Annotated in this window: 26 protein-coding genes and 1 pseudogene; 10 read left to right on the top strand and 17 right to left on the bottom strand. The window is 58.0% G+C overall.

Annotation, left to right across the window (positions count from 1 at the left end; translation table 11 throughout):
- Positions 1 to 6 precede the first annotated feature (6 nt).
- Positions 7 to 2,388 (bottom strand): mechanosensitive ion channel family protein, encoded by a 2,382-nt coding sequence (locus tag GS632_RS19630; protein ID WP_171721906.1) that lies wholly within the window; start codon positions 2,386 to 2,388, stop codon positions 7 to 9.
- 393 nt (positions 2,389 to 2,781) lie between these two features.
- Between GS632_RS19630 and GS632_RS19635 the strand changes: the two genes are divergently transcribed.
- Genes GS632_RS19635 through GS632_RS19665 form a run of 7 tightly spaced genes read left to right on the top strand, consistent with a single transcriptional unit; the run spans position 2,782 to position 9,275 of the window.
- Positions 2,782 to 3,996, top strand: a complete 1,215-nt coding sequence (locus GS632_RS19635) for a glycosyltransferase family protein (protein WP_171181516.1) — start codon at positions 2,782 to 2,784, stop codon at positions 3,994 to 3,996.
- Positions 3,993 to 5,240 carry a glycosyltransferase family 4 protein gene (locus GS632_RS19640; RefSeq protein ID WP_171721905.1) on the top strand — a complete coding sequence of 416 codons (1,248 nt, stop codon included), beginning with the start codon at positions 3,993 to 3,995 and terminating at the stop codon, positions 5,238 to 5,240. The genes GS632_RS19635 and GS632_RS19640 overlap by 4 nt, the downstream gene beginning before the upstream one ends.
- Positions 5,240 to 6,316 carry a glycosyltransferase family 4 protein gene (locus GS632_RS19645; RefSeq protein WP_171721904.1) on the top strand — a complete coding sequence of 359 codons (1,077 nt, stop codon included), beginning with the start codon at positions 5,240 to 5,242 and terminating at the stop codon, positions 6,314 to 6,316. Before GS632_RS19640 ends, GS632_RS19645 begins: the two co-directional genes overlap by 1 nt.
- On the top strand, positions 6,313 to 6,897 hold the full coding sequence (locus GS632_RS19650) for a histidine phosphatase family protein (RefSeq protein ID WP_171181522.1): 585 nt from the start codon (positions 6,313 to 6,315) through the stop codon (positions 6,895 to 6,897). The genes GS632_RS19645 and GS632_RS19650 overlap by 4 nt, the downstream gene beginning before the upstream one ends.
- Positions 6,894 to 8,036, top strand: a complete 1,143-nt coding sequence (locus GS632_RS19655; protein ID WP_171721903.1) for a glycosyltransferase family protein — start codon at positions 6,894 to 6,896, stop codon at positions 8,034 to 8,036. Before GS632_RS19650 ends, GS632_RS19655 begins: the two co-directional genes overlap by 4 nt.
- Entirely contained in the window at positions 8,033 to 8,788 is a 756-nt protein-coding gene (locus tag GS632_RS19660; protein WP_171181527.1) for a polysaccharide deacetylase family protein, read from the top strand. Before GS632_RS19655 ends, GS632_RS19660 begins: the two co-directional genes overlap by 4 nt.
- Positions 8,789 to 8,798: 10 nt before the next feature.
- Positions 8,799 to 9,275: a class I SAM-dependent methyltransferase gene (locus GS632_RS19665; protein WP_171181529.1), complete on the top strand. Its 477-nt coding sequence runs from the start codon at positions 8,799 to 8,801 to the stop codon at positions 9,273 to 9,275.
- Here GS632_RS19665 and GS632_RS19670 read toward each other — a convergent pair whose 3' ends face one another.
- The gene (locus GS632_RS19670) at positions 9,276 to 10,418 is read right to left on the bottom strand and encodes an alpha-D-ribose 1-methylphosphonate 5-triphosphate diphosphatase (protein WP_171721902.1); all 1,143 of its coding nucleotides are present in this window, start codon (positions 10,416 to 10,418) and stop codon (positions 9,276 to 9,278) included.
- Between the two features lie 52 nt (positions 10,419 to 10,470).
- Between GS632_RS19670 and GS632_RS19675 the strand changes: the two genes are divergently transcribed.
- Positions 10,471 to 11,154: a DUF1045 domain-containing protein gene (locus GS632_RS19675; RefSeq protein WP_171238929.1), complete on the top strand. Its 684-nt coding sequence runs from the start codon at positions 10,471 to 10,473 to the stop codon at positions 11,152 to 11,154.
- Here the strand turns inward: GS632_RS19675 and phnN are convergent.
- The 8 genes from phnN to phnG are packed head-to-tail and all read right to left on the bottom strand — an operon-like array spanning position 11,136 to position 16,732.
- Entirely contained in the window at positions 11,136 to 11,684 is a 549-nt protein-coding gene (phnN, locus tag GS632_RS19680) for a phosphonate metabolism protein/1,5-bisphosphokinase (PRPP-forming) PhnN (RefSeq protein ID WP_171181533.1), read from the bottom strand. The genes GS632_RS19675 and phnN overlap by 19 nt on opposite strands.
- Complete coding sequence (gene phnL, locus GS632_RS19685; protein WP_171721901.1) at positions 11,681 to 12,364, bottom strand: phosphonate C-P lyase system protein PhnL; 684 nt, start codon at positions 12,362 to 12,364, stop codon at positions 11,681 to 11,683. Before phnL ends, phnN begins: the two co-directional genes overlap by 4 nt.
- A 22-nt stretch (positions 12,365 to 12,386) precedes the next feature.
- On the bottom strand, positions 12,387 to 13,157 hold the full coding sequence (phnK, locus tag GS632_RS19690) for a phosphonate C-P lyase system protein PhnK (protein ID WP_171181538.1): 771 nt from the start codon (positions 13,155 to 13,157) through the stop codon (positions 12,387 to 12,389).
- The gene (locus GS632_RS19695) at positions 13,154 to 14,014 is read right to left on the bottom strand and encodes an alpha-D-ribose 1-methylphosphonate 5-phosphate C-P-lyase PhnJ (protein WP_171181540.1); all 861 of its coding nucleotides are present in this window, start codon (positions 14,012 to 14,014) and stop codon (positions 13,154 to 13,156) included. Before GS632_RS19695 ends, phnK begins: the two co-directional genes overlap by 4 nt.
- A complete protein-coding gene (locus tag GS632_RS19700; protein WP_171181542.1) occupies positions 14,011 to 14,607 on the bottom strand; it encodes an HAD family phosphatase in 597 nt (198 codons plus the stop codon). The genes GS632_RS19695 and GS632_RS19700 overlap by 4 nt, the downstream gene beginning before the upstream one ends.
- A complete protein-coding gene (locus GS632_RS19705) occupies positions 14,604 to 15,695 on the bottom strand; it encodes a carbon-phosphorus lyase complex subunit PhnI (protein WP_171181544.1) in 1,092 nt (363 codons plus the stop codon). Before GS632_RS19705 ends, GS632_RS19700 begins: the two co-directional genes overlap by 4 nt.
- Positions 15,696 to 15,698: 3 nt before the next feature.
- Complete coding sequence (gene phnH, locus GS632_RS19710; RefSeq protein ID WP_171721900.1) at positions 15,699 to 16,274, bottom strand: phosphonate C-P lyase system protein PhnH; 576 nt, start codon at positions 16,272 to 16,274, stop codon at positions 15,699 to 15,701.
- On the bottom strand, positions 16,274 to 16,732 hold the full coding sequence (phnG, locus tag GS632_RS19715) for a phosphonate C-P lyase system protein PhnG (RefSeq protein WP_171181549.1): 459 nt from the start codon (positions 16,730 to 16,732) through the stop codon (positions 16,274 to 16,276). The genes phnH and phnG overlap by 1 nt, the downstream gene beginning before the upstream one ends.
- A gap of 103 nt (positions 16,733 to 16,835) precedes the next feature.
- Here phnG and phnF point away from each other — a divergent pair, with 103 nt between their 5' ends.
- Positions 16,836 to 17,546 carry a phosphonate metabolism transcriptional regulator PhnF gene (phnF, locus tag GS632_RS19720; RefSeq protein ID WP_171721899.1) on the top strand — a complete coding sequence of 237 codons (711 nt, stop codon included), beginning with the start codon at positions 16,836 to 16,838 and terminating at the stop codon, positions 17,544 to 17,546.
- Between the two features lie 44 nt (positions 17,547 to 17,590).
- Here the strand turns inward: phnF and GS632_RS19725 are convergent, their stop codons facing one another.
- The 5 genes from GS632_RS19725 to phnC all read right to left on the bottom strand — a co-directional run bounded on the left by GS632_RS19725 (position 17,591) and on the right by phnC (position 22,328).
- Positions 17,591 to 18,205, bottom strand: a complete 615-nt coding sequence (locus GS632_RS19725) for a chloramphenicol acetyltransferase (protein WP_171181553.1) — start codon at positions 18,203 to 18,205, stop codon at positions 17,591 to 17,593.
- 19 nt (positions 18,206 to 18,224) lie between these two features.
- Complete coding sequence (gene phnE, locus GS632_RS19730) at positions 18,225 to 19,592, bottom strand: phosphonate ABC transporter, permease protein PhnE (RefSeq protein WP_171181555.1); 1,368 nt, start codon at positions 19,590 to 19,592, stop codon at positions 18,225 to 18,227.
- Entirely contained in the window at positions 19,589 to 20,470 is an 882-nt protein-coding gene (gene phnE / locus GS632_RS19735; RefSeq protein ID WP_171181557.1) for a phosphonate ABC transporter, permease protein PhnE, read from the bottom strand. Before phnE (GS632_RS19735) ends, phnE (GS632_RS19730) begins: the two co-directional genes overlap by 4 nt.
- 67 nt (positions 20,471 to 20,537) lie before the next feature.
- Entirely contained in the window at positions 20,538 to 21,440 is a 903-nt protein-coding gene (gene phnD / locus GS632_RS19740; RefSeq protein ID WP_171721898.1) for a phosphonate ABC transporter substrate-binding protein, read from the bottom strand.
- A gap of 66 nt (positions 21,441 to 21,506) precedes the next feature.
- Positions 21,507 to 22,328, bottom strand: coding sequence for a phosphonate ABC transporter ATP-binding protein (gene phnC, locus GS632_RS19745; protein ID WP_171238919.1), 822 nt, complete (start codon positions 22,326 to 22,328; stop codon positions 21,507 to 21,509).
- 163 nt (positions 22,329 to 22,491) lie between these two features.
- Between phnC and rpe the strand changes: the two genes are divergently transcribed.
- Complete coding sequence (rpe, locus tag GS632_RS19750; protein WP_171181564.1) at positions 22,492 to 23,181, top strand: ribulose-phosphate 3-epimerase; 690 nt, start codon at positions 22,492 to 22,494, stop codon at positions 23,179 to 23,181.
- A gap of 81 nt (positions 23,182 to 23,262) precedes the next feature.
- Here rpe and GS632_RS19755 read toward each other — a convergent pair whose 3' ends face one another.
- The gene (locus tag GS632_RS19755; RefSeq protein ID WP_171721897.1) at positions 23,263 to 24,126 is read right to left on the bottom strand and encodes a M48 family metallopeptidase; all 864 of its coding nucleotides are present in this window, start codon (positions 24,124 to 24,126) and stop codon (positions 23,263 to 23,265) included.
- A gap of 250 nt (positions 24,127 to 24,376) precedes the next feature.
- Positions 24,377 to 24,582: pseudogene (tuf, locus tag GS632_RS19760) on the bottom strand (elongation factor Tu); the annotation flags it as partial.

A 24,582-nucleotide genomic window follows, 5' to 3' on the forward strand; every position in this document is an offset into this window, starting at 1 on the left:
CACGCCCTAGCGGTCGTCGCCTCCGGGGCCGATATCGTCCAGGTATTCTTCGTCAATTGCGGCCTGAACTGCACCAGTTACAGCCTCACGCTGTTTCGGGGTCAGATCCTCGGCTTCTTTTCCATCCGCCAGCCTCACCGTGACCTCGCGGTGGGCAAACTTGATACCCTCACGCGCAAAGAGTTCGCGAATTTCCTGATAAACCTTCTTTCGTACCAGCCACTGGTCACCCGGTTTGGTCATGAACTTAACCCGGATGATCATCGCGGAATCCTGCATCTCGATCACACCCTGAGATTTCAGCGGCTGGATGAAATTGTCGCCAATCACAGGATCGGTCAACAGCTGTTGGCCTAGTTTCTTGATCAGCTTGCGCACTTTCTCGACATCTGTGTCATAGGTCACGCGCAAGGGCAATTTCATGATAACCCAATCGCGCGAATAGTTGGTCAGCACCTTGATCTCACCAAAGGGAATGGTGTTCAGCGCACCTAGGTGATGACGCAGTTGCATGGACCGGACCGAGATCTTCTCGACCGTGCCCTTTACATCCCCGATGTCGATATATTCGCCTTTGCGGAACGCATCATCCAACAGGAAAAAGGCGCCCGAAAAGATATCACGCACAAGTGTTTGCGACCCAAAACCAACTGCCAAACCTACTACACCAGCGCCAGCAAACAGCGGGCTGACATTGATGCCCAACTCCATCAGAACAATCAGAACAATCGTGACGACGACGACAGCCAGAATTGCACCCCGGAACAGGGGCAGCAATGTTGCCAGACGGCTTTGCCCACCCTCGCCGCCTTCATCGCCCAGCTCCGCTTCTGTGCCGTCATCGACCTCTTCGGCAATCTTGCTGTCTATCCAGATGCGGAAGAAGTGGAACAGGATATAGCCAATGAAGATGATGACCATCACATCCAGCGCACGTTCGACTGGCAGGTCCTGGCTCCAGTCCGCGTCCGGGTACCAGATGACCACTAGCGCATAAGCTCCGATCACAAAGGCCAGAATTCCGGCCACCCGACGGGCCAGATCTTCGTAGGTGAGAAGGTATTGCTTTCTTTGCTCGGCCTCAGGTGTTTCCAACGGCACGATGTCGTCTTCGCCAGCCGCGGCTTCTTCGTTTATTTCGTCGATCTTGCGGGTTCGATCAAAGTACCGTTCCAGCAGATAGTTCATCGCGCCATAGGCGATGACGACGGACATGAAGATCAGGTAACTGCTTGCAATCAGCGGAAGTGGCGTCGGATTCTCGAGCGCCAAATCAACGGCCAAAAGGAACCAACTGAACACGACATAAACGATAAGAGCAGGCGCCCAGCCAAAGGACACGAAACGCAAGAGAAACGATACCTGATCTGATGCGCGCCCTCCCCGGATCGCATTCGAAATGGCCCGGGCATTGAACAAGATCATCAGAACATTGCCCAACGCACCAAGCATCGTGAGCCCGCCATAAACCATAGCATAAACGTTATAATTCAGGCCAAAATCCGCGACCCATGTTGCAAACAAAACAACCGAGATGTCGTAGGTCGCCAAAGCCGACGCCCAGATGTACAGCCTGCGCGCGTTCTTGTCGGAAAACGGCGGCAGGCGGTATTGGCTCAGATAGGGAGACAGAACCATCCGCCACAGATCGGATACAGTACGCGCCAAGAAGAACGCGGTGAAAATGGCTGTAACCGTAAACTGGATCGAGATGTCCTCGGCCTCGCCGAAGAACAGATACCCAACAATCAGCGCCATAAGCATGGCAAAGATCGTGCCACCAATCCCCATCAAAAAGCGGAAGACAAGGAACGGCATCTTTTCGCGGTATCCAACAGGGTCATCTTTGACCCGGGCCACAACCCAACGCCGAGCAAAGCGTTTGCCGTAAATCTCGATCGACAGCCAACGCCCCAACAGCAGGAAGAGGATGTTCCAGCCCAAGACCTCGACATAAGTCTGGATACGCCCGTCAGGGCTGGTCTGACGCAGAATATACTGCACTTCGAACACCGAATAAGGCAGCGCCTCGAGCCGTGATTGCATGGACTCACGGAACTTCGAGAACCGCTCCTGCGCCTTCATCAGTTGCGATCCGTCGCTCATAGGGTTGTTCGACCCACCGCCGTTTTGGGTGGGGCTTGCCTCGGCGTCGCCTGCTGTAGTTACGACCTGGCCGGTGCTGTCGATGACAATCACACTTGCGCCCGCCTCGCTGGCGGCGCGTATCGCAGCGGCAAGATCGCTTTCAGGTGCGGGCTCGGACGTGCTGCCCGTTCCGGCACCGTAACCTGGAATCAAGGATGATTGCGCCGAGACGCTGACCGGAAATGCCAGAACGAAAGACCACAAAGCCCATACGAGCGCGGCCAGAAAGGTATGTTTCATAGGGTCTTGTTTCCAGTTTTTCCGATGCAGTGCAGAATAAAGAAGCGTCGCGGGCAGTTCAAACACTCGCACGCCCCCGTTTCAAGAACATGTTCTGGCGTGTTCTCGGCGCACAAGCGATTTGCGCCTGTTTCCAATCCAGTGGAAATTGAATATGACGTTAGCAAAGGTTGCGGGCGTCCCATATGTTGGTGATTTCTTTGGTCCTTTTGCGATCCTTTCCAAGCTTTGGTGCGATATGTCTCTAATTCTTCAATATGATGTTGCCAAATCGCAATGCTTGGAACATTTGCGGGGTCGCATTTCTGCCTTTGGCAAGCACAACAAAAAAATATACGATAACGCTTGCGAACGCGCGGATTTCGCATCGAGATCAAGAAGACGGGCAATTCTATGAGCCTTGGCACCACCAACTCAAAACCGGACCGCGCGCCGCGTATCCTGTTTTACAGCCACGACACGTTTGGACTGGGCCATTTGCGCCGGTCGCGGGCTTTGGCTGCTGCGATCACCCAAGCCGACCCAAGTGCGTCAGCGCTTATCCTGACCGGATCTCCGGTGGCGGGTCGTTTTACGTTTCCGCGCCGCGTCGATCACGTGCGTCTGCCCGGTGTGACCAAACGCGCCGATGGATCCTACGCCGCACGCACGATTGGAATGGGTATCGACGAAGTGACTGAGCTGCGATCGGGCCTGATACAGACGGCGGTTCAGCAATTCGACCCCGATGTGCTGATCGTCGATAAGGAACCAACCGGGTTCCGGGGCGAACTATTGCCGACGTTGAACTATCTGGAACGAAACTGCGGCACGAAACTGGTGCTTGGGCTGCGTGACGTTCTGGACGAGCCCGAAGTGTTGGCCGCCGAATGGGCCCGCAAAGAGGCCGTTGAAGCGACCGAACGGTTCTATCACGAAATCTGGGTCTATGGGTTAAAGTCGATCTATGACCCCACCCAGGGCTTACCGCTGAGCCCTGCCGCACAATCCCGCATTCATTGGACGGGATACCTGCGTCGGGATCTTGGCCCTGTAGGCGAGTCACCCGAACAGCCTTATATCCTGATCACCCCCGGTGGTGGCGGCGATGGCAAGGCGATGGTGAACCTTGTTCTATCCGCTTACGAGAAAGACCCAAATTTGTCGCCGCGCGCTGTTCTGGTATACGGCCCCTTCCTGTCCGGCGAATTGCGCGAGGATTTCGAAGCGCGCGTTGCGGCACTGAACGGTCGAGTAACCGCAGTTGGGTTCGAATCCCAGATCGAAACGCTGTTTGCAGGGGCTGAAGGCGTTGTTTGCATGGGCGGCTACAACACCTTTTGCGAGGTTCTGTCCTTCGACAAACGCGCCGTCATCGTCCCACGTACCACGCCCCGGCTGGAGCAGTGGATTCGCGCCTCTCGCGCGGAAGAGCTGGGCTTGGTCAAAATGCTGGACGAACACCGTGACGGCCTGACCCCCGAGGCGATGATCGCCGCGATCCAAAACCTGCCCAAACAATCCTTGCCATCGCAGGCCATCCAGACCGGTTTGTTGGACGGGTTGGATTACGTCACCGATCGCATCGACGATCTGCTGGCCTGGGAACAGGAACGAGCCACCGGATGACTTCAGATTCCCCTAATTTGGCAGTTGTGGTCAAAGGCTGGCCGCGACTGTCCGAAACGTTTATTGCGCAGGAACTTGTCGCCTTGCAGGACGCGGGTCACCAGTTCGACATCTGGTCGTTGCGGCACCCGACAGATACCAAACGCCATCCGTTGCACGACCGCTTCGCCGGACAAGTCCACTATTTGCCTGAATACCTTTATCAGGAACCACAGCGTGTGTGGGCAGCGCGGGCGATTGCGCAAACCCTGCCCGGCTATGCCGAGGTTTACCGGATCTGGCGGCAGGACTTGCGTCGCGACCCAACACCAAATCGCATCCGGCGCTTTGGGCAAGCCTGTGTTCTGGCCGCCGAACTACCCCCGGAAGTTCTGGGGCTTTATGCGCATTTCATGCACACGCCGTCCTCGGTTGCCCGATATGCGGCCATTATGCGTGGACTGCCATGGAGTTTCTCTGCCCACGCTAAAGACATCTGGACCTCACCGGAATGGGAAAAGCGTGAAAAGCTGCAGGCTGCGACCCATGGCGCCACATTCGGTGCCACCTGCACAGCCATTGGGGCCGAGCATTTGCGGGGCCTGGCAGACGATCCAAATCGTATGGACCTGATCTATCATGGTCTTGACCTGTCACGGTTTCCAGACCCGCCGACGCGCACTTTGCGCTCCGCAAACGGTCCCTTCCATATGATCTCTGTCGGGCGACTGGTTGAGAAAAAGGGGTTCGATCGGCTGATCGCTGCTTTTGCCTTACTGCCGGAAACTCTGGACTGGCACTGGACCCATATCGGCGGTGGCGGTTTGGGCGATGCCTTGCGGGCTCAGGCCCGCGTGGCTGGTATCGCGGATCACATCACCTGGAAAGGCGCCTGTGATCAGCCCGAAGTGATCGAGGCGATGCGAAAGGCAGACCTGTTTGTGCTCCCCAGCCGCATTGCGGCAGATGGCGACCGTGACGGGCTGCCGAATGTTTTGATGGAGGCTGCATCTCAGCGTTTGCCGATCCTTTCGACCCCGGTCTCGGCAATCCCGGAATTCATCGAAACCGGAACGCACGGCATCCTGTCCAGCGACGACCCGAGCGCGCTGGCAGCAGCCATTGAATCACTGGCCAACAATCCGCAACAAGCAGCCCAAATGGCGCTTGCGGCTTATGATCGCCTTATAGCCGAGTTTCGGATGGACCCGGGCATCGTCCAGCTCTCGAAGCGACTAAACGCCATGTGCATGGAAACCGCGTGATGGCACGGGTCGCATTTTATGCACCGATGAAATCCCCCAACAGCCCAACCCCTTCGGGCGACCGCGAAATGGCGCGGAACCTGATCAAGGCCCTTGCTGCCGAAGGCGACACGGTTGATCTGGTTTCAGACCTCAGGATTTACGACAAGCGCGGTGATGTGGACCTGCAACATGCCTTGCAGCGTGCGGCAGACAAGGAAGCACAGAGGTTAGTCACCGACCTGCCCTCGGACACGGCTCTGTGGGTGACATATCACAATTACTACAAAGCCCCCGATTTGTTGGGTCCGCAGGTCTGCAAGGCGCGCGGCATCCCTTATGTACAGTTGGAAAGTACCCGCGCATCCAGCCGGTTGACCGGACCCTGGGCTGAGTTTGCCGCCGCTGCACATCGGGCCGGCGACGCCGCCGATGTCATATTTTATCACACCGCCAACGACCTGATCACATTGGAACGGGATCGATTTGGCGATCAGGCTTTGGTCGAGCTGCCGCCATTTCTGCCGCAATCCCAACTTCCCGCTGCAACCAGCGGGGAAGGTCCGATGCTGACCGTTGGCATGATGCGCCACGGGGACAAGCTGGCCTCTTACCAGATATTAGCCGAGGCGCTTTCGCATCTGGCGGGTGACTGGCACCTGAACATCGCTGGCGATGGACCCGCTCGACCCGAAGTCGAGGCTTTGATGGAGACCTTTGGAGAAAAGGTCAGTTTTCTGGGTCAGCTCAACCGCGATGCGCTGCAAGCGGCCTATGAACACGCCTCTGTGCTGGTTTGGCCCGGTGTGAACGAAGCTTACGGGATGATTTACTTGGAGGCGCAGGCTGCGGGCGTACCGGTGCTCGCACAAGATCGACCGGGTGTTCGAGATGTGCTGGCCCCTGCGACTTACCCTTCGGTCGACACCGGGTCGCAAGGCTTTGCAGACCGTCTGCAAACTCTGCTGGAGGACGCATCGCTGCGCCGCTCCCTCGGCGCGGCTGCTCGCGAGTATGTGGCTGACCGTCATCTTATGCCACAAGCCACTGCCCGCCTTTGGGCAACTCTCCGCGCGTTACTGAAGGATTTGACATGACCAGGCTTGCGCTGCTTCGCCACGGGCACACACATTGGAACCGCGCTGGTCAGATACAGGGCCGCAGCGACATTCCCCTGGACGATGACGCGCGCTCAGAACTGTCAGGCTACTGCCTGCCACACGAATGGGCACAGGCTGACATCTGGTCCAGCCCGCTGCAACGGGCCAATGAGACCGCCCAAATCGTCTCGGGTCGCGGCCCGCAAACGTCAGACGCGCTGACCGAGATGAACTGGGGCGATTGGGAGGGTCAGCGCGGCGTTGATCTGATCGCTGACACAACAAGCGGTTACAAGCATATCGAAGATTGGGGTTGGGATTTCCGCCCGCCAAACGGTGAAAGTCCGGCTGACGTTCGTGACCGGTTGCGCCCCTGGCTGTCCGCTCTGCAAAACGATGCGGTGGCTGTCTGCCATATCGGCATCATGCGGGTCATTCTGGCCCAAGCTTGGGGTTGGAATTTCGAAGGACCTGCCCCCTTCAAGATCAAACGCAATCGGCTGTATATCGTCGATATGAACACCATGACCGCTGACCCCGATCCCATACGCCTGCCAAAACGCGAGACTTTGCCATGAAGGTGATGATCATTGTCACCCACCTGCTGGGAACAGGGCATCTCAGCCGCGCTTTGACCCTTGGTCGTGCATTTCGGGATGACGGTCACGAGGTCATGGTGGTGACGGGTGGAATGCCTGCACCGCAGCTGGATAGCCGTGGGATGACGTTGTTTGGGCTGCCCCCTTTAAGGTCGGACGGCACCAATTTCACCCGCTTGCTGACCGAAACCGGCGAAGAGGCTGACGCCGCCTATCATGCGGCGCGGACGACGGCTCTGGTTCAGGCCTTAAAGACGTTCCAGCCGCAGGTGCTGATCACAGAGCTTTATCCCTTTGGCCGTCGATCGCTGGCCGCCGAATTCGGCGCAGCGTTGGAAACGGCAACTAAGCTGCCGGTACGTCCGGTTATTCTGGGGTCGATCCGAGATATTCTGGCCCCGCCCTCGAAACCAGCAAAAGCGGAACGCGCGGACGAGATCGTAAAGCGTTACTATGACGGCGTACTGGTTCATTCGACCGAAAGCGTAACGCCCTTATCCGTCAGCTGGCCAGTGTCAGATCAACTGGCGGGCCGGTTACACTATACCGGTTTTGTCGCACCTACGTTGCCCCAACCCCACCCGGATTTGGTGGGTGAAGATGAAATTTTGGTCAGCGCAGGCGGCGGGTCCGTAGGACAGCCGATCTTTTGTGCGGCCATCGAGGCAGCCCGCCAGATGCCCAACACGCGTTGGCGCCTGTTGGTCGGCGGGACGGATGCAAAGGCGCGGATTGCCGAACTGTCGGAACAGGCCAAAGGCACCTCGGTCATCCTTGAACCTGTGCGGCCCGATTTTCGTCAGATGCTGCCGCTTGCGGCAGCGTCGGTCAGCATGTGCGGCTACAACACCGCTATGGATATTCTGCAAAGCGGTACACCAGCGGTATTTATCCCCTTCGATGATGGCAAAGAGGTTGAACAAGGTCTGCGCGGGCAGAGCTTGTCGGGATTATCTGCAATCGAAGTGCTGGAAAGTCAGTCTCTGAGCGGGACCACACTTGCGCAAGCGGTCGAACGCATCATTGCTGATGGACCCCGCGCAAAACAAGATTTCGGCTTTGACGGCGCCGCCCAAAGCGTGCGCATCGCCAAGCGCCTGCTGGAGCAGCGCGCATGACCCCCGACTGGCGCCCTCTGGACACCGAGCTGGACCTCTGGCGGGTTTCGGGTTTGTCGTTTCCGCTCTGGTGGCGTGACGATGACGCCATCGCTCCGACGCCGCAGCTCGACCGGTTGACTGATCTGTCTTCGCAATTGGATGTGCCCGTGCATCTGGCCGTGATTCCCAACGGCGCAACCCCGGCGTTGGCCGAATATATTGCGGACCGACCCTCTTTGATCCCTGTGGTTCACGGCTGGGCACATGCGAACCACGCACCAGAGGGAGAGAAGAAGGCTGAGTTTCAACTGCATCGACCGCTGGACCAAATGGTTGATGATGCAAAAGCAGGAATAGCCCGTCTTGACGCGATATTTGGTGTCGAAATGCGACCCATGTTTGTTCCCCCGTGGAACCGCATCGCGCCCGAGATGGTCGCGCAACTTCCCGGTCTGGGCTTTCGTGTCCTGTCCACTGCGACGCCGCGCAAAACACCTTTTCCCGCACCGGGGCTGGAACAAATCAACACCCATCTTGACCCAATTGACTGGCGCGGCACACGCAGTCTGATCAACCCGGACGTCCTGATCAAGCAGACAGTTGATCTGTTGCGCGACCGGCGCGAAGGACGTGCTGACAACGCTGAACCATTTGGCATATTGACCCACCATCTGGTCCATGATCAGGACATCTGGACCTTTACCGAGGCCCTGCTGCGCAAATTGTTGAACGGCCCGGCCACGGTGTGGGTCGCACCCAGGAACGAATAAGGACACAACCATGAGCCGACTGGATTCCATGCTGCGCCGACTGACGGCTCAACGCGACGGTTTGAACTGGGCAGCCCAGCGCATCAGCGGCCAGCCAGGCGATGTGCTGGATATGGGTTTGGGAAATGGCCGGACCTATGACCACCTGCGTGAAATCCTGCCAGAGCGCCGGATCTGGGTGATGGACCGGGTCCTGCAATGCCACCCGGACAGCACCCCTCCAGCCGAAGATTTCCTGCAAGGCGAGGCCGAGCCGATGCTGAAGAAACTGGCAGAGAACGGGCACAGGGTCGCACTGGCACACTACGATTTCGGACGCGGGATCAAGCATGAAGATGTGGAAGAAGCCGCGCGGCTCAGCCCATTGATTGCGCAAGTCATGCAGCCCGGCGGTTTGCTGATCTCGGGGCAGCCCCTCGTCGGCTTCAACCAGATCAAAGGGCCCGAGACGATCGCCCCGGACCGTTACCTGTTCTATACCGCCTGATCACGCCACACGCCGACCGCGCGCCCAGACCGAGCTCAGGGCCGGTACTCCGGCCCGCATCCGAAAACGGATGACATCGGCTCGCGCATTGGCGCGCAACTCCCCCCGATCTTCTAGCCCCGCGGCCAGCGCAGGGGCCAGAGTGACCGTTTTCATACCGCGCGCCATATCATCCCACATCTCGCCCAGCATGGCCGCCGACAACAACAGGGCCGACGGCACATAGTCCGACGACATGATGTCCAAATGCCCAAGTTCGGCCAACTCGCGGGCTGCGACGTTGCCCGAATGTGAGCCGCCGCGAATGATATTCGGCGCGCCCATCATGACCTTGATATCGTGATCGTGACAGGCACGCGCTGCCTCGACCGTGGTCGGAAACTCAGCCAGTCGGATACCGTGACCTGCCGAGACTTTCACCTGATCTTCCGTCGTATCGTCATGGCTCGCCAGAACGGCTCCAAAACGGCGCGCGGCCTTGACGGTCTCAACCTCATGCACATCGCCATTACGGTCGCGAAGGCCCTTTAGCTGGGCCACATGCTGCAGGAATGTATCATCGTCCATCGCATGTTTGCCCTTCATATACGCCTCAAGCTTGGTCATGTCGCGGAACTGCCGCTGTCCGGGTGTGTGATCCATGATGGACACAAGACCAACCCGGTCCTCTGGCCCGAACTCATCCAGCTCTTCGACCAACGTCTCGGAACACACCTCGGCCCGCAAATGCAGGAAATGACTGATCTTCAGCGCATCCTGTTCCCGCAAATCCCACAATTCCTGCGACAGGCCACGTGCATACTTTCCATAACGCGCTGCTCCTGACGGGATCGATCCGACCCGCATCGCGTCAAACACGGTCGTGATCCCGGTGCTGGCCAATTCCGCGTCATGCGCAAGGATCGCAGCGGCATGAGGCCAGTCTACCTTGGGTCGGGGTTGAATGTGACGCTCCAGGTTATCTGTGTGCAACTCGACCAGACCAGGGCTGACAAAGTCGCCTTCGCAGTCGATGGCTCCAGACGGAACCGCGTTTCCAGTGTCGATCTCGGCTATGGTCTCGCCCACAATCCGAACGCTGCCGGTTACGGTTTCATTCGGCAACACAAGCGTGGCATTGGCAAGGATCAAGTCTTCTGTCATCTGAACTTCACACAGTTTGAGGTAGTGGAAGGCCACGCAATAGGAGGCCAATGTGACATTCACGCGATACGCGATTTATTTTGCGCCACCCGCAGCGGCGGAGTGGACGAAATTCGCAACCAGCTGGCTGGGTTGGGACATGGAAACCGGCACGTTGGTGGCACACCCGATGGTCGGAGAGATCGACGTTGCCGCCGTCACGAACGTACCGCGCAAATACGGGCTGCACGCGACGATGAAACCCCCCTTCCGACTGAGCGAAGGCCAAACCTTCGACGCCTTGCATGCAGCTTGTGGATCGCTCGCTTCCAACCAGCCCACTGTCATGCTGGATGGCCTCGAGATCGCCCGGCTTGGCCGGTTTCTGGCCCTGCGCCCGATGGGTGATACGCAAGCGTTGAACACCCTGGCCGCCACGTGCGTTCAGACATTGGACGGTTTTCGGGCACCCCCATCCGAGGTTGAACTGGCCCGCCGCCGCGCCGCCGGTTTGACCCCAGAGCAGGACGCCAATCTGGTTCAATGGGGCTATCCTTATGTGCTGGACGCGTTTCGCTTTCACATCACGCTGAGCGGCAAGCTGGATAAACCGACCCTTCGGGCCACCCAAGAGGCGCTGCAAACCCATTTGGCCCCGTTGCTGCCGCAGCCTTTCCAGATCACCGATCTGGCCCTGATGGGCGAGGCTGAGGATGGGCGGTTTCACCTGATCCATCGCTACGCGCTTTCCGGTTGAAGTTGCGCGAGGATCTCGGCGACGGTGTCTTCCAGTGCGCCGGAGTTGTCGACTTCGATGACGCGGTTCAATCCGTCGGGTAAAGGCGCTTTGGCACGACCCAACCGCCGCGCCTGTTCCGTCGCGCTTTCCCGCCCCCTTGCGGACAAGCGCTGTGCCAGAACATCAGCTTCGGCAGTCAGGGAAATCACGATCAGATCGCCGAAAACCTCCTGCGCCTGAACCAATACCTTTCTTGATAGGTTGACCAGAACAGCATCTGCCTCGTTTCGCTGTCGTGTGATCTCGGTCGGAACACCGTAAAACAAGCCATGCGCAGGCCAGCTCAACGCAAAAGCCCCGGCCCGTTCCATCTGCTGAAACGTCGCGACGGAAACCCGGTCGAAATCCTCGCCCTCTTCCCCTTCAGGACGGGTAATCACGCGCCTCAGGCGTTGGATGCCCGATGCTTGGGCCACCAACGCTTGCATGACGCTGTCTTTACCGACACCCGAGGGGCCGACAACCGCTATGACCGGAGCAAGCGTCATGCAGCCAGCCCCGGTGTAAAATCCGAAACATTGACCTCGCGGTCACAAACCCGCTTACGCGCTTCAATGTCGTGGAAAATCCCAACAATCGCCGCACCACGATGCTTTGCCTCTTCAATCAGAGACAACACGGTTTCCCGGTTCTGCGCATCCAGGCTCGCCGTCGGCTCATCCAAAAGCATCGCGGGATACTCATGTGCAAAGCCGCGCGCAATGTTCACCCGCTGCTGTTCACCGCCAGAAAAGGTCGTGGGGCTCAGGGTCCACAAACGCTCGGGGATGTTCAGACGTTTCAGCAACCCGGCCGCCTTGTCCAGCGCAATTTGCTTGTCCGCACCTACGGCCAGCAGCGGCTCTGCCACAACTTCCAGCGTCGGCACCCGAGGCACAACCCGCAGAAACTGGCTGACATAACCCAACGTATCGCGACGCAGAGACAGGATCTGTCGTGGTTCGGCCTTTGCCACGTCCAGCCCACCAACCAACACCTGACCAGAGGCCGCCAGATAGTTGCCATAGATCACTCGCATCAGCGTGGACTTGCCAGTACCGGACGCCCCCGTCAGAGCAACACATTCCCTCGGCTCAACCTTCAGCGACGCACCTTGCATCACCGGGATCACAGCACTGCCCTGATTATGCAGGGTAAAGCTTTTGCTTACATCGATCAGTTCAATCATCGCTTCATCTTTTCCCAAACACTCAAACCTGAAGGACGCTGGACACAAGCAGCTGCGTATAGGCGTGCTGAGGGTCGTCCAGCACCTGGTCGGTCAACCCAGCTTCGACCACATGACCGCTTTTCATCACCATCAGCCGGTCCGCCAACAGACGCACCACGGCCAAATCATGCGTCACGATGATGGCGCTCAGCCCCATCTCACGCACCAGACCACGCAACAAATCCAGCAAGCGCGCCTGAACGGATACGTCCAGACCACCGGTCGGTTCATCCATGAACACCAGCCGAGGGCCCGTCACCAGATTGCGCGCGATCTGCAGACGCTGCTGCATCCCGCCAGAAAACGCGCTGGGGCGATCGTCCACACGGGCTGCTTCAATCTCGACGCGGCCAAGCCAGTCGATAGCCTTGTCCCGAATATCGCCATAGTGCCGATCACCGACGGCCATCAGCCGCTCACCAATATTGCCGCCCGCGCTGACAGACATCCGCAGCCCGTCGCGTGCGTGTTGATGCACAAAGGCCCAGTCAGTGCGGCCGAGCATTCGGCGTTCCGGTTCGGACATGGTGACTGTGTCTACCGGTCCGTCCACGCGGGTATCAAAGATCACCTGCCCAGCGTCCGGTTCCAGGTGCCCGGCCAGACAGTTGAGCAAGGTCGATTTGCCGGACCCACTTTCGCCGACGATCCCCATCACTTCTCCGGGGTAGAGATCGAAGTTCACATCTGTGCATCCGATCCGCGCGCCATAGCGTTTTTCGATGCCCTTGACTTGCAACAGGGGGGTCATGCTGCGTTCTCCTCAGCCAGTCGGCCCACGTGGCCTGTTTCGCGGCGCGACCGACAATAATCGGTGTCGGAACAGACAAACATCCGGTTCCCTGCATCATCCATGATGACCTCGTCCAGATAGCTGTCCTCGGCCCCGCACAGATCGCAGAGATGGTTGGCTTTGGTGGCCTCAAACGGGTAATCCTCGAAATCGAGGCTCACGACCTTGGTATGCGGAGGCACTGCATAGATACGCTGTTCCCGCCCTGCACCAAACAATTGGATCGCGTCCATCTCGAGCTTTGGGTTGTCGAATTTCGGGATCGGAGACGGATCCATCACATACCGCCCGGATACTTTGACCGGATAGGCATAAGCGGTTGAGATCGCACCGTGCTGGCTGATGTCCTCATACAATTTGACATGCATCAGCCCGTATTCTTCAAGGCTGTGCATTTTGCGCGTCTCGGTCTCGCGCGGCTCCAAAAAGCGCAGAGGTTCCGGGATCGGCACCTGATAGACGATGATCTGGTCTTCACGCAGCTTCGCTTCGGGGATGCGGTGGCGGGTCTGGATGACAGTGGCTTTTTCCGTCTCTTCCGTGGTGGAGACGCCAGCGGTGTTCTCAAAGAACTTGCGGATCGACACTGCGTTGGTGGTGTCGTCTGCGCCTTGGTCGATCACCTTGAACGTATCCTCGGGCGTCAGCGTCGCGGCCGAGACCTGAACGCCACCCGTCCCCCAGCCATACGGCATCGGCATCTCGCGGCTGGCGAACGGCACCTGATACCCAGGCACAGCCAGACCCTTCAGGATCGCCCGACGGATCATCCGTTTGGTTTGTTCGTCCAGGTAGGCGAAATTATACTCGCTCATAGGAAACCTCTTTCAGTCAACGCGCTTTCCAGCGCTTGAGGCGTCGTAAAGTGGATGCCATCCATGCCAACGGCGCGCGCGCCGTCGACGTTGTGCAGCCCGTCGTCGATGAAAATGCAGTTTTCAGGCGCAAGCCCGGCCCGCTCACACAAGCGATGAAAAATCTCGGGTTGCGGCTTCAAAAGCTTTTCCTGACCAGAGACTACCGTCACGCCGAAGACGTCGCCCAACTCGGGATGCGCGCCAACACCAACCGGCCATGTTTCCGCCGACCAGTTTGTAATCGCGTGAACCTGCGTGCCCTGTTCTTTCAATCGATAGAGCAGCTGCCAGGTTCCTTCGATCTTTTGCGGAACGGTCATGGCATAGCGCTCAACATACACACTCAGGCGCCGTTGGTCTTCGACGTCATCCAGTTCTGACGCCAGATCGGCGAAGTTCTCGCCGCCATCCGCCCTCAGATTGCGATCCTGAAAATCGATGCGGGTCAGGAACTCTGCCACGGCCTCGCGGCTGCCCATCTCGTGCAACCATGCCAGATGCGGATCCCATCGGATCAGCACATTCCCGATATCAAAAACGACGGCCTTCATTCTGCGGCCTCCTTTGGCGTAATGCGTTCTTCAGCCTCGCGACGCAGTTTGCGGACCAGCTCCAGCTCAGACTGGAAGTCGACGTAATGCGGCAGTTTGATATGCTCGAGAAAGCCAGTGGCCTGAATGTTATCCGCATGGCTCAGGACAAATTCTTCGTCCTGCGCGGGTGCACCCAGATTGTCTTCGCCCAGTTCTTCCCAACGCAGCGCGCGATCGACCAAAGCCATCGCGATGGATTTTCGTTCGGACTGACCAAAGACAAGACCATAGCCACGTGTGAACTGTGGTGGTTCTGTCTTCGAGCCCGTGAACTGGTTGACCGTCTCACATTCGGTTAGTTCAACCTCACCGATATCAATGGCGAAACCCAGCTCGGGGATCTCCATTTCCACCGCGACCTTGCCGATCCGAAGCTCTCCGACAAACGCATGGTTGCGGGCGTAGCCGCGCTGGGTGGAATAGGCCATGCCCAGTACAAAGCCCTCGTCCCCACGGGTCAGTGATTGCAAGCGCAGCGGTCGGTTTGACGGAAACTCCATCGGCTCGCGGGTCAGGTCGCCCGGGGTGTCATCGCTGGCGGGTTCATCCTGAATGATGTCCTCACCTTTCAGGAACTCGGTGATATGGGGCGTCGGCTCCTGACGTGCCGTGCCTTCGGGTGCCTTAGGGGCTTCACCATCAGCAGCCAGCTTGAAATCCAGCAAACGGTGCGTGTAGTCGAAAGTTGGCCCCAGAACCTGCCCCCCCGGCGCATCCTTGAACGTGGCCGAGATCCGACGGTCACACGCCATCTCAGAGGTCTCGACCGGGTTGGAATAGCCAAAGCGCGGCAGAGTCGTACGGTAAGCACGGACCAGAAAGATCGCTTCGATCAGATCGCCACGCGCCTGTTTGATCGCCAGCGCTGCAAGGTTGGGGTCGAATAATGACCCCTCGGCCATCACCCGGTTCACGGCAAGGCTCAGTTGTTCGCGGATCTGCGCAAGGCTCAGTTCCGCCACATCAGTCGCGCCCCGGCGTTCTTCGGCCAGCCACGTATGGGCGTTCTCGATGGCTTTTTCGCCCCCTTTGACAGCTACATACATCGCTTAGCCCTCTGTCCTGATCTGCGTGCTGCGCGGCAGGGCCGCGATCTTGTCACCGCAGGTAAAGAAGAAATCGCACCCCAGCGGATACAGCATCGCATTGTATTGAAGCGCTGGAACATCCGGCAGAGACAACCGCGCGGTGTCCTTGATCCCAGGGCCGCTCAGAATGGCACCGCTTTGCTCAAGCTGGTCGCATTCTACAATCAGGGTCGCAGACCGTTCCGGGTATTCCGGCGTGCCAATACGATAGGCGTTCAAGGGACCTAGTGCGCCCCACGTACCAACGGCGAAATCAGCGTTGCCCGCAGACACAATCGGCGCGCCCGTGTGGAAGGTCAGCCATTTGCACACCGCATCGGTGTCAGCATCACCCGCCAAATAGACCTTTGTTTCGGGATCGCACAGCGTCAGCAAGAGCGTGCCTGCTGCCATGGACAAAGGCGCAGGGGGTTCAGTGCCCATGAGGGTGCGGATTTCACCCGGGCGCGCCATGACGGTCATGGCCGCACGAAACGCGTGGGCGGCCTGGACAGGTGCGTTTTGAAAGCCCCCGGAAAACTGTGTTTGCGCGGCCATCAGTCTTCCCCCCGGACCAGCGTGAAAAACTCGACCTTGGTGGCAGCTGCCTTGGCGGCGCGTGTCGTCTTGGCCGCTTGCATTTGTTGCTGCAATGGGTCGAGCAATCGGGCCTGCAGATCATCCGCCGCCGGTGTCTGCATCATAGCATCAATCAACGCTGCGACTTCGGCTTTAGGCTTGGATCTGCCCTGCACATATCCGTGACCAACCGTGCCATCATGCAGCACGACCGAACAGCGCGTGACGGTCATTTCACCCAGATTGAACGGCGCTCCGGTAGCTCCGGTGCGACCTCTCACCATGACGCCGCCCACTTCGGGGCTGCGCAGCCAGTCAAAGCTTGGGCGGTCCTGAATGCCATCCCATAGCGTCATCAAAGCATCGTCCGGCGCGCGGGCCAGCAGACCCATCCATTCCTTCCGCGCCTGCGTCGCGATTTCTGTCTGATTTGTCATCAAAGCCTCTTGGCCGGGTTGTCTACATGAACTATACAACTAGACAAATATTACCCTTTAGGTATCCGAGTCGCAATCCGTGATGGTGTGAAGATTTGATGACATGAGCAAAACGCCGATCTGGAAAAGCATCGCCCTGCGCCTGACCTCGGACATCGCCGAAGGGCGCTATCAAACCGGAGATCGCCTGCCGACCGAAGCACAATTGGCCGCCAATTATGGCGTCAATCGCCACACTGTGCGGCGCGCGTTGGCAGACATGTCGGAACAAGGTCTGGTCCACGCCAGGCGCGGCGCAGGGGTGTTTGTAGCGGCGCGCCCCACGGATTATCCAATCGGCAAAAGGGTGCGATACCACAAAAACATCTCGGCCAGCGGTAAGATGCCGGGCAAGAAAATCCTCGCGCTGACCACACGCGCAGCAGATGAAGCCGAAGCGGAAGCCTTGGGTTTGGACAAAGGCGATCCGGTGCATGTCTATGACGGCCTGTCATTGGCGGACGGACAGCCTGTGGCCGTGTTTCAAAGCGTTTTTCCAGCCGCGCGTTTTCCCAACCTGTTGCAGACACTGACCGAAACGCAATCGGTCACAAAAGCTCTGCAAGCTAGCGGCATCGCGGATTACACACGCATCTCGACCCGTTTGACAGCGCGCGGGGCAACGGCGACACAAGCCTTACAGCTCCAGCTGTCCGAAGGGGCCCCGGTTCTGTTCTCGGTTGGCGTGAACGCGGACCCAGATGGCCAGCCCGTTGAATATGGGCGAACCGTTTTCGCGGGTGAGCGGGTCACACTGACCCTGAACGAAGACTAGACCCCCACAGGGGGTTTTCGGTTTTTGGATCTGCAGGAACAGGGTTACGCGTATTTTTCCAGAAACGCCTCGGCACTTAGCGTGCGAAAGTCGGGCAAAGCCGCACGAAGTTTCGGGTTGTCCCAATCCCACCATGCAAGCTGTTCCATGCGATCGGCCACGATCTCGGGGAACCTTCTGCGCAACATCTGCGCCGTCACACCCGCAACAATCGTGTAGGGCGGTACGTCTTTGGTAACCACTGCACCCGAGGCAACCACGGCACCATTGCCGATCGTGACCTCGGGCTTGATAATCGCAGCGTGTCCGATCCAGGTGTCATGCCCGATCCGGGCGGTGCGACTGGCGCGATGAGCGAACCAATCCGCATCATCTTCGGCATCGTCCCAATAGTCGGCGGAACGATAGTGAAAATGATGCAGCGAGGCCTTGTCCATCGGATGATCTGTCGCCCCGATACGAGTAAAGCTTGCTATATTTGCGAACTTTCCAATTTCGGCATTGGCAATATCGCAGGTCCGGTCGCAATAGGAATAATCGCCCCAAACCGAGTTCGCCACTCGGCTGCCAGCACCAATCTCGACATATGCGCCAAAGCTGCTGTTGGTGATCTGACAATCATTATGAATATACGGCTGATCAGCGCGCAGTCGTGCCATTGAATGTCCCCATCTTTGTTCAGGGCAACAGGAATGTCTTGCGTGCAGCATCACGCGGCTTGCGTTTTTTACCCGCTTCGCCCTGGATCAACCGTTTGCGCAACCAACCCGAGAACCAGTCCATCAACATGACCATCAGGATGATCAGGATGATGTAGTAGGCGACCTCTTCCCAATCCTTTTGCGTGATGATTGCCTGCGTCAGTAGAAGGCCAATACCGCCGCCTGTGATTGCGCCAATCACCGTCGCGCTGCGGGTGTTGGATTCCAGAAAATACAATAGCTGGCTCAACAAAACGGGCGTGACTTGCGGAATGACCCCAAATCGGTATCTCTGCGGCGCATTTGCTCCTGTGGACTGAACGCCCTCTATCTGCTTCTGGTCCACATTCTCCAACGCTTCCGAGAAGATCTTGCCAAAGGTCCCGGTGTCGGTCACCAGTATGGCCAGCGCGCCTGTCAAAGGTCCGGGACCAAAGGCGCGGGCCAGCACCACGGTCCAGATCAAGGCATCCACACCGCGCACAAAGTCGAACACGCGACGCGTTGCAAAGCGGATGGATTTCATCGGATTGAAATTGCGCGTCGCAAGGAAGGCCAGTGGCAACGCGACCATGGCCGCGCCCAGCGTGCCCAGAAACGCCATCAGGATCGTCTCGAATATCGCCCAGGCCACATCCTGATGCCGCCACATCTTGTTGGTCCAGAAGTCATTAAAAATTGCACCCGCCTCACCCGACGCAGCGCGTCCGACCAGTTCGGGGACCGACTTGCCATAATAGGGGCTGTCGAGCGTGAACCAGAACAGCTCCCACCCGGTGAAATAGCGAAACACTTCCGACCGATTGCGTGTGACGGTCAGACGGCCCGCATCCGTCTTGATTGCCAAGCGGTTCTTGGAGACATTGATCCACTCTGGCACGTCACCCGCAGGCAACTCGGCCTGTACACCAGCCGAGCGGCTGGGTGTTGCCCGAACGGTTCCATAACCGGGGATGTCATATTCAACCGTTTCCGGCCCGAATCGCACCACGTGGCCGTCTTCCAGATCGATCACGGTTGTCTCGCCCAGCGTCACCCAATCCGGGGCCTGACCTTCGGGGTACGCGCCCTTGCGCTCGCCCTCGATCGCGGCCGAAACCTCGCCAGTTCGATTGTCACGCTCGATATGCGTCTTGTAGCTATAGCTGTCAGACACAAGCGTCTTGCCGTTTTCCCAATTTGCTCGCGCCGCGAGGCCCGGAACATCAAACGCAAAGAAGACGTAGACCAAATAGACAAGCACCAGCGCGGGCAGCCCGAAATTCACCAGCCTTTTGCGACTGAACAGACGGTCTGCTTGGGCTTTGAGCTCATCGACGGTCAGATTGGTTGCGAAGGTGCTCATACCGAGGCTCCTTTTTCCGACCCATGAGTCAGACGGTCGCGCAGAACACCTGACAGCTGGTCCACGACGACGATTGTTACAAAAAGCAGAAGGAAAATGGCCGCGGCCTCATCGTACCGCCCCTGTCCCCAGGACATGGCGTTGCGCAGCTCATAACCCAGACCGCCAGCGCCAACAAAACCCAGGATGGCCGAGGCGCGAATATTGATTTCGAACCGCAGCAGTGCATAGCTGACATAGTTGGGACCGACCTGTGGGATCACGCCCAGATACATGCGTTGCGACCAGTTCGCACCCACCGACTGCAGGCCCTCAACCGGCTTGAGCGAGGCGTTTTCGTTGACCTCGGAAAACAGCTTGCCCAGTGCACCTGCTGTGTGAATGGCAATCGCAATCATCGCCGGAACCGGACCACCGCCCAAAATGAAAATCAGAACTAGTGCGATCACAATCTCGGGGACGGCGCGGCACACATCTGCAATTCGGCGAAACAAAGGGATCAAGGCGGGCCAAAGTGCCATGCCGCGCGTCGACATCAGGGCCAGAAACGTACCTGCAATCGCACCGATCAAGGTCGAAGCGGCCGCGATATTCAGTGTTTCGATCAGCGCGGGGAAAAACTTGGCCAGGTTTTCCGGCAGCGCGCCGATTTTTTCCCACGCCTCGGCCAAAACCTCAGCGGGGTAGTCGAAAATACGCGTCCAGCCATCGCGGAAACTGCCAGCGTTGCGGTCGTCAGCAACACGAAAGCCCGAGGCCATAACGGCAACGAACAGGATCAGGAGGATACCACCATAGACCCGTTTGCGGCGCGTCATCGCCGTATAGTCATCGCGGATCTGGTCGACGGTCGGGGACCCAGCGGTCAGGTCTGTCATGGAATGCTCCTGGGTGGAAAAACGGGGCCCGGATTTTCGCCGGACCCCGATCATTGGGTATTCAGGCTTAGTTGGACTTCAGCTTGCGTGCTTCGATGATGACTTCGTAGGCATCATGTGTGATCGGCTCGAACGCTTTCGCCTCACCTGCGGCAACGCCGTAGAAGCAATCACGGTCTTTCTCGTGCAGGCCAGCCATCAGGGCTGTCATCTTTTCTTTTACATCCGCAGGCAGCGCTGTACGCAGAACAACCGGACCTTCGGGGATCGGCTTGGATTTCCAGATTTCAACCATGTCGTTCATGTCGACCAGACCGGCATCAACTGCACGACGCAGCGCGCCCGAGTTGTATCCGTCTTCCCAGTTGCCAAGACCATCGGCCCAGGTCACGCCACCATCAACGTCACCATTGTTGACCGCGACGATGGTCTGCTCGTGACCGCCGGTGAACTTCACTTCACCAAAGTAGTCGCCTGAGTCCATGGTGGCGCCGGTGGCCTGCGGGATTTCGATGGACGGGATCAGGTAGCCCGAAGTCGAATTCGGATCGCCAAAACCAAAGATCTTGCCTTTCATGTCGTCCAGCGAGGTAATGCCGCTGTCCTTGCGGGCAAACCCAACCGAGTAATACCCGTAACCGCCGTCGACGTTCACCTTAACCAAAACCGGCTCAACCGCTTCGGGATCGCTCAGATAAGTTTTGGCGTAACCCGACGCGCCCAACCATGCCATGTCAATGGTGCCGCCCAGCAGACCCTGGATCACACCGTTATAATCGGCAGGCGCAAACAGCTTGGTCTCAACACCCAGCGTTTCTTCGGTGTATTCACGCAGGCATTCGTTGTTGTTCAGACGATCCTGAGCGTTCTCACCACCCAGAATGCCTATGCGGAATTCGCTGATGTCCTGTGCCATGGCCGGGGCGGCAAGCGCAGTGGTAGCCACAAAGGCAGCAATCAGTTTTTTCATCTGTCTCTCTCCAGTTTGATTGCCCCGGCCTTTCATCGGGCCGGGCGATGAAAGGGGGATGGTGGCTCAGATGGTCGCTTCCGCTTCCATCAGGGCCTTCTGGGTGGCGTCCAGAGTTTCGATCTCGGTCGATGTCGCCTCTTCCGAGAAGCTGGCATCGGCACCATAGATTTCGCGGGCAACACCGGTCGTCAGTTGTTCGGGCAGCCCGTCAAAGACGATGCGTCCATCACGCATTCCGACCACGCGATCACAATAACGGCGTGCGGTATCCAGCGTGTGCAGGTTGGCGATGACGGTGCGGCCATCCTCTTCGTGGATACGCCGCAGAGCCTGCATCACAACCTGAGCGTTCATTGGGTCCAGCGAGGCGATGGGCTCGTCCGCCAAAATGATCTTGGGGTCCTGCATCAGGGCGCGTGCGATAGCGACGCGCTGTTGCTGCCCACCAGACAAAGCTTCGGCGCGTTTGGGCGCGTGTTCGGCGATTCCCAGACGATCCAGAATATCAATTGCGCGATGGATGTCTTCCATTGGGAACAGGTTGAACATGGTGGCCAGGGTCGAATGGCGGTTCAGCGTGCCATGCAAGACGTTCGAGACAACATCCATGCGCGGCACCAGGTTGAACTGCTGAAAGATCATGGCGCAGTCAGCTTGCCAGGCCCGCTTTTCGCGCCCCTTCAGTTGGGTCACGTCACGACCTTCGAACAGGATCTGACCGTCGCTGGAATCCGTCAGCCGGTTAACCATCCGCAGCAGGGTCGACTTACCTGCACCAGACCGTCCGATGATCCCGATCATGCAAGGCTTGTCCACATCCAGCGTCGCAGCGTCCACAGCAATGTTGTCGCCAAAGCGTTTGGTCAGTTTCTTGATATGCAGCACGTGCCACCCCCAAATGATGTTGGCGGTCAGCTACAGATGCCATTCAACGGATATGTGTCAGCGTGGTGAAAGTTTTGTAACGGACCAGCCGTCGCAGGGGCTATCCATCCCCCTGCCCCGCAGGTATACGCTTCGGCGACTCTTTTTCTGATACGAGGCCATCATGAGCTTTGACCGCACCATCAAGATCGCTCCGTCGATCCTGTCCGCCGATTTCGCCAATTTCGGAGCAGAGATTCAGGCCATCGAGGCACAAGGCGCAGATTGGGTTCATGTGGATGTCATGGATGGCCATTTCGTTCCGAACCTGACCTTTGGCCCACCTGCGGTTAAAGCCTTTCGCCCGCACGTGAAAACCGTGATGGATGTGCACCTGATGATCACCCCGGTTGATCCTTACATCCAGGCGTATGCCGATGCCGGAGCGGACATTCTGACTGCACATGTCGAGGCTGGTCCACATACACATCGCACCTTACAAGCGATCCGCGCCGCTGGAATGAAAGCCGGTGTCGCGCTGAACCCTGGCACCCCTGCCGAGGCGGTCGAGCATCTGCTGGACCTTACCGATCTGGTCTGTGTGATGACCGTAAACCCGGGCTTCGGTGGTCAGAAATTCATCGACATGACCGGTAAGGTGCGCAAACTGCGCCAGATGATCGGCGACCGCCCAGTGCATATCGAGATCGACGGAGGCGTCGACCCAAAGACCGCCCCGCTGGTTGCAGCAGCAGGGGCGGACGTGCTGGTCGCCGGGTCGGCGGTATTCAAGGGCGGATCGGTTTCCACCCCACAGGTCTACGGAGACAACATCCGCGCCGTTCGCGCTGCGGCTGAGGATGCGCTGTCCTGATCCAGCAGTTTGTGGCCGGTATGTCTGGCGGCGGCTGACCGGGCCTGCGCCGGATGGTCCCCGGGGTCACAAAGTCAGTCGCTACGTAGCCATTCCTGCGCCGCTGACACGGCGTTTGCGGGCCCGGCCACGGGAAGCGGAAACGCTGCTCGGGTATTTTTGTTTCGCGAAGACGATAAGCTCCGACACACGTGTGCAGTGGTGTGGGAAAGACGAAAAAGCGCGAGCCAACCAGCCAAAGAAACTCCCATTGTATTTTCTTCCCTGAGCGACATACGCGCGAATGTTGACACGGTCAGCAATCTCGGAGCCTACAGCCATTTTCATCATGGACCTCACAGCAACCCGGGTGTTGCCATCAATCATGCGCAATCCCATTCTGTCGCCTGATAGTTTGGTTGCGCGTTCGTAGCGGAAAAGCAAAATATTGAAGATCAATAGCTTCTCCACACTGTTAATGAAGAACTGCAGCCAGCCAAACCGAAAGTGTTTAGCTGCCAATGCGCCCACAAATCGCCCGACAATGAATCGCAGTTCGTCCTTTGTGTTTTCGTTCTTCAAAAGCTCGGAATTCAGAAGCAATATCTTGGTGTTGAGAAGCGACAGGATTGATGCGTTGTAAGATCCATCCTCATGGACATATGCCTCGACCGTTCGGTTGTAACCAAAAAGCTCCTTCGCTTCTTTGATCGCATCGTTGGCTTCAGGGAAAGACGCCGCTGAAACCTGGACAAAATTGTTCATCCAATGCGCGATAGCCAACCTGAGGCTGAACCACAGCGAGAAAAGGATGATCGGTACAAGCAAAAGAATGGTTCCAAAAGTTGCGACTGTTAGCAGCGCCGTTATGAAACCAAACGGAATCAAAACAAACAAGGTTATGTAAAAACGTGGAGTCTCAGTAGGATGTCTTAGTTCCTGCATTTCATTTTTTGACAAAGGCATGGGAAATCCCCCACAAAAATCGTGAAAAGTAATAGATTATGAAATTACATCTATTTTGTAAGACGAAATCAACTGTTCAGTCCTTCTACGGAATTGCTGAACCCGGTCGTATTATTGAGTACTATGCGCTAACGCCTAATATTCGGCGATGACTTTCTCAGCAAAGGGCTCGCCACAAAAAAGGCCGCCCCTTAGGGAGCGGCCTTCTTAGTCTCACCGATGTGCCGGGCTGAAGCCCGGCCTACCGTGATTACTCGATGATTTTCGACACAACGCCGGCGCCGACGGTGCGGCCGCCTTCGCGGATCGCGAAGCGCAGGCCCTGCTCCATCGCGATCGGGGCGATCAGCTCAACGCCGAACGACACGTTGTCGCCAGGCATGACCATCTCGGTGCCTTCAGCCAGGGTCACGGTGCCGGTCACGTCAGTTGTACGGAAGTAGAACTGAGGACGGT

The organism is Ruegeria sp. HKCCD7296 (assembly GCF_013110775.1).
Classification (GTDB): domain Bacteria; phylum Pseudomonadota; class Alphaproteobacteria; order Rhodobacterales; family Rhodobacteraceae; genus Ruegeria.

What these genes read in the sequence shown, in the direction of transcription:
- GS632_RS19630 (WP_171721906.1), bottom strand. Translation starts at nt 2,388, where the DNA reads ATGAAACATACCTTTCTGGCCGCGCTCGTATGGGCTTTGTGGTCTTTC.
- GS632_RS19635 (WP_171181516.1), top strand. Translation starts at nt 2,782, where the DNA reads ATGAGCCTTGGCACCACCAACTCAAAACCGGACCGCGCGCCGCGTATC.
- GS632_RS19640 (WP_171721905.1), top strand. Translation starts at nt 3,993, where the DNA reads ATGACTTCAGATTCCCCTAATTTGGCAGTTGTGGTCAAAGGCTGGCCG.
- GS632_RS19645 (WP_171721904.1), top strand. Translation starts at nt 5,240, where the DNA reads ATGGCACGGGTCGCATTTTATGCACCGATGAAATCCCCCAACAGCCCA.
- GS632_RS19650 (WP_171181522.1), top strand. Translation starts at nt 6,313, where the DNA reads ATGACCAGGCTTGCGCTGCTTCGCCACGGGCACACACATTGGAACCGC.
- GS632_RS19655 (WP_171721903.1), top strand. Translation starts at nt 6,894, where the DNA reads ATGAAGGTGATGATCATTGTCACCCACCTGCTGGGAACAGGGCATCTC.
- GS632_RS19660 (WP_171181527.1), top strand. Translation starts at nt 8,033, where the DNA reads ATGACCCCCGACTGGCGCCCTCTGGACACCGAGCTGGACCTCTGGCGG.
- GS632_RS19665 (WP_171181529.1), top strand. Translation starts at nt 8,799, where the DNA reads ATGAGCCGACTGGATTCCATGCTGCGCCGACTGACGGCTCAACGCGAC.
- GS632_RS19670 (WP_171721902.1), bottom strand. Translation starts at nt 10,418, where the DNA reads ATGACAGAAGACTTGATCCTTGCCAATGCCACGCTTGTGTTGCCGAAT.
- phnN (WP_171181533.1), bottom strand. Translation starts at nt 11,684, where the DNA reads ATGACGCTTGCTCCGGTCATAGCGGTTGTCGGCCCCTCGGGTGTCGGT.
- phnL (WP_171721901.1), bottom strand. Translation starts at nt 12,364, where the DNA reads ATGATTGAACTGATCGATGTAAGCAAAAGCTTTACCCTGCATAATCAG.
- phnK (WP_171181538.1), bottom strand. Translation starts at nt 13,157, where the DNA reads ATGACCCCCCTGTTGCAAGTCAAGGGCATCGAAAAACGCTATGGCGCG.
- GS632_RS19695 (WP_171181540.1), bottom strand. Translation starts at nt 14,014, where the DNA reads ATGAGCGAGTATAATTTCGCCTACCTGGACGAACAAACCAAACGGATG.
- GS632_RS19700 (WP_171181542.1), bottom strand. Translation starts at nt 14,607, where the DNA reads ATGAAGGCCGTCGTTTTTGATATCGGGAATGTGCTGATCCGATGGGAT.
- GS632_RS19705 (WP_171181544.1), bottom strand. Translation starts at nt 15,695, where the DNA reads ATGTATGTAGCTGTCAAAGGGGGCGAAAAAGCCATCGAGAACGCCCAT.
- phnH (WP_171721900.1), bottom strand. Translation starts at nt 16,274, where the DNA reads ATGGCCGCGCAAACACAGTTTTCCGGGGGCTTTCAAAACGCACCTGTC.
- phnG (WP_171181549.1), bottom strand. Translation starts at nt 16,732, where the DNA reads ATGACAAATCAGACAGAAATCGCGACGCAGGCGCGGAAGGAATGGATG.
- phnF (WP_171721899.1), top strand. Translation starts at nt 16,836, where the DNA reads ATGAGCAAAACGCCGATCTGGAAAAGCATCGCCCTGCGCCTGACCTCG.
- GS632_RS19725 (WP_171181553.1), bottom strand. Translation starts at nt 18,205, where the DNA reads ATGGCACGACTGCGCGCTGATCAGCCGTATATTCATAATGATTGTCAG.
- phnE (WP_171181555.1), bottom strand. Translation starts at nt 19,592, where the DNA reads ATGAGCACCTTCGCAACCAATCTGACCGTCGATGAGCTCAAAGCCCAA.
- phnE (WP_171181557.1), bottom strand. Translation starts at nt 20,470, where the DNA reads ATGACAGACCTGACCGCTGGGTCCCCGACCGTCGACCAGATCCGCGAT.
- phnD (WP_171721898.1), bottom strand. Translation starts at nt 21,440, where the DNA reads ATGAAAAAACTGATTGCTGCCTTTGTGGCTACCACTGCGCTTGCCGCC.
- rpe (WP_171181564.1), top strand. Translation starts at nt 22,492, where the DNA reads ATGAGCTTTGACCGCACCATCAAGATCGCTCCGTCGATCCTGTCCGCC.
- GS632_RS19755 (WP_171721897.1), bottom strand. Translation starts at nt 24,126, where the DNA reads ATGCCTTTGTCAAAAAATGAAATGCAGGAACTAAGACATCCTACTGAG.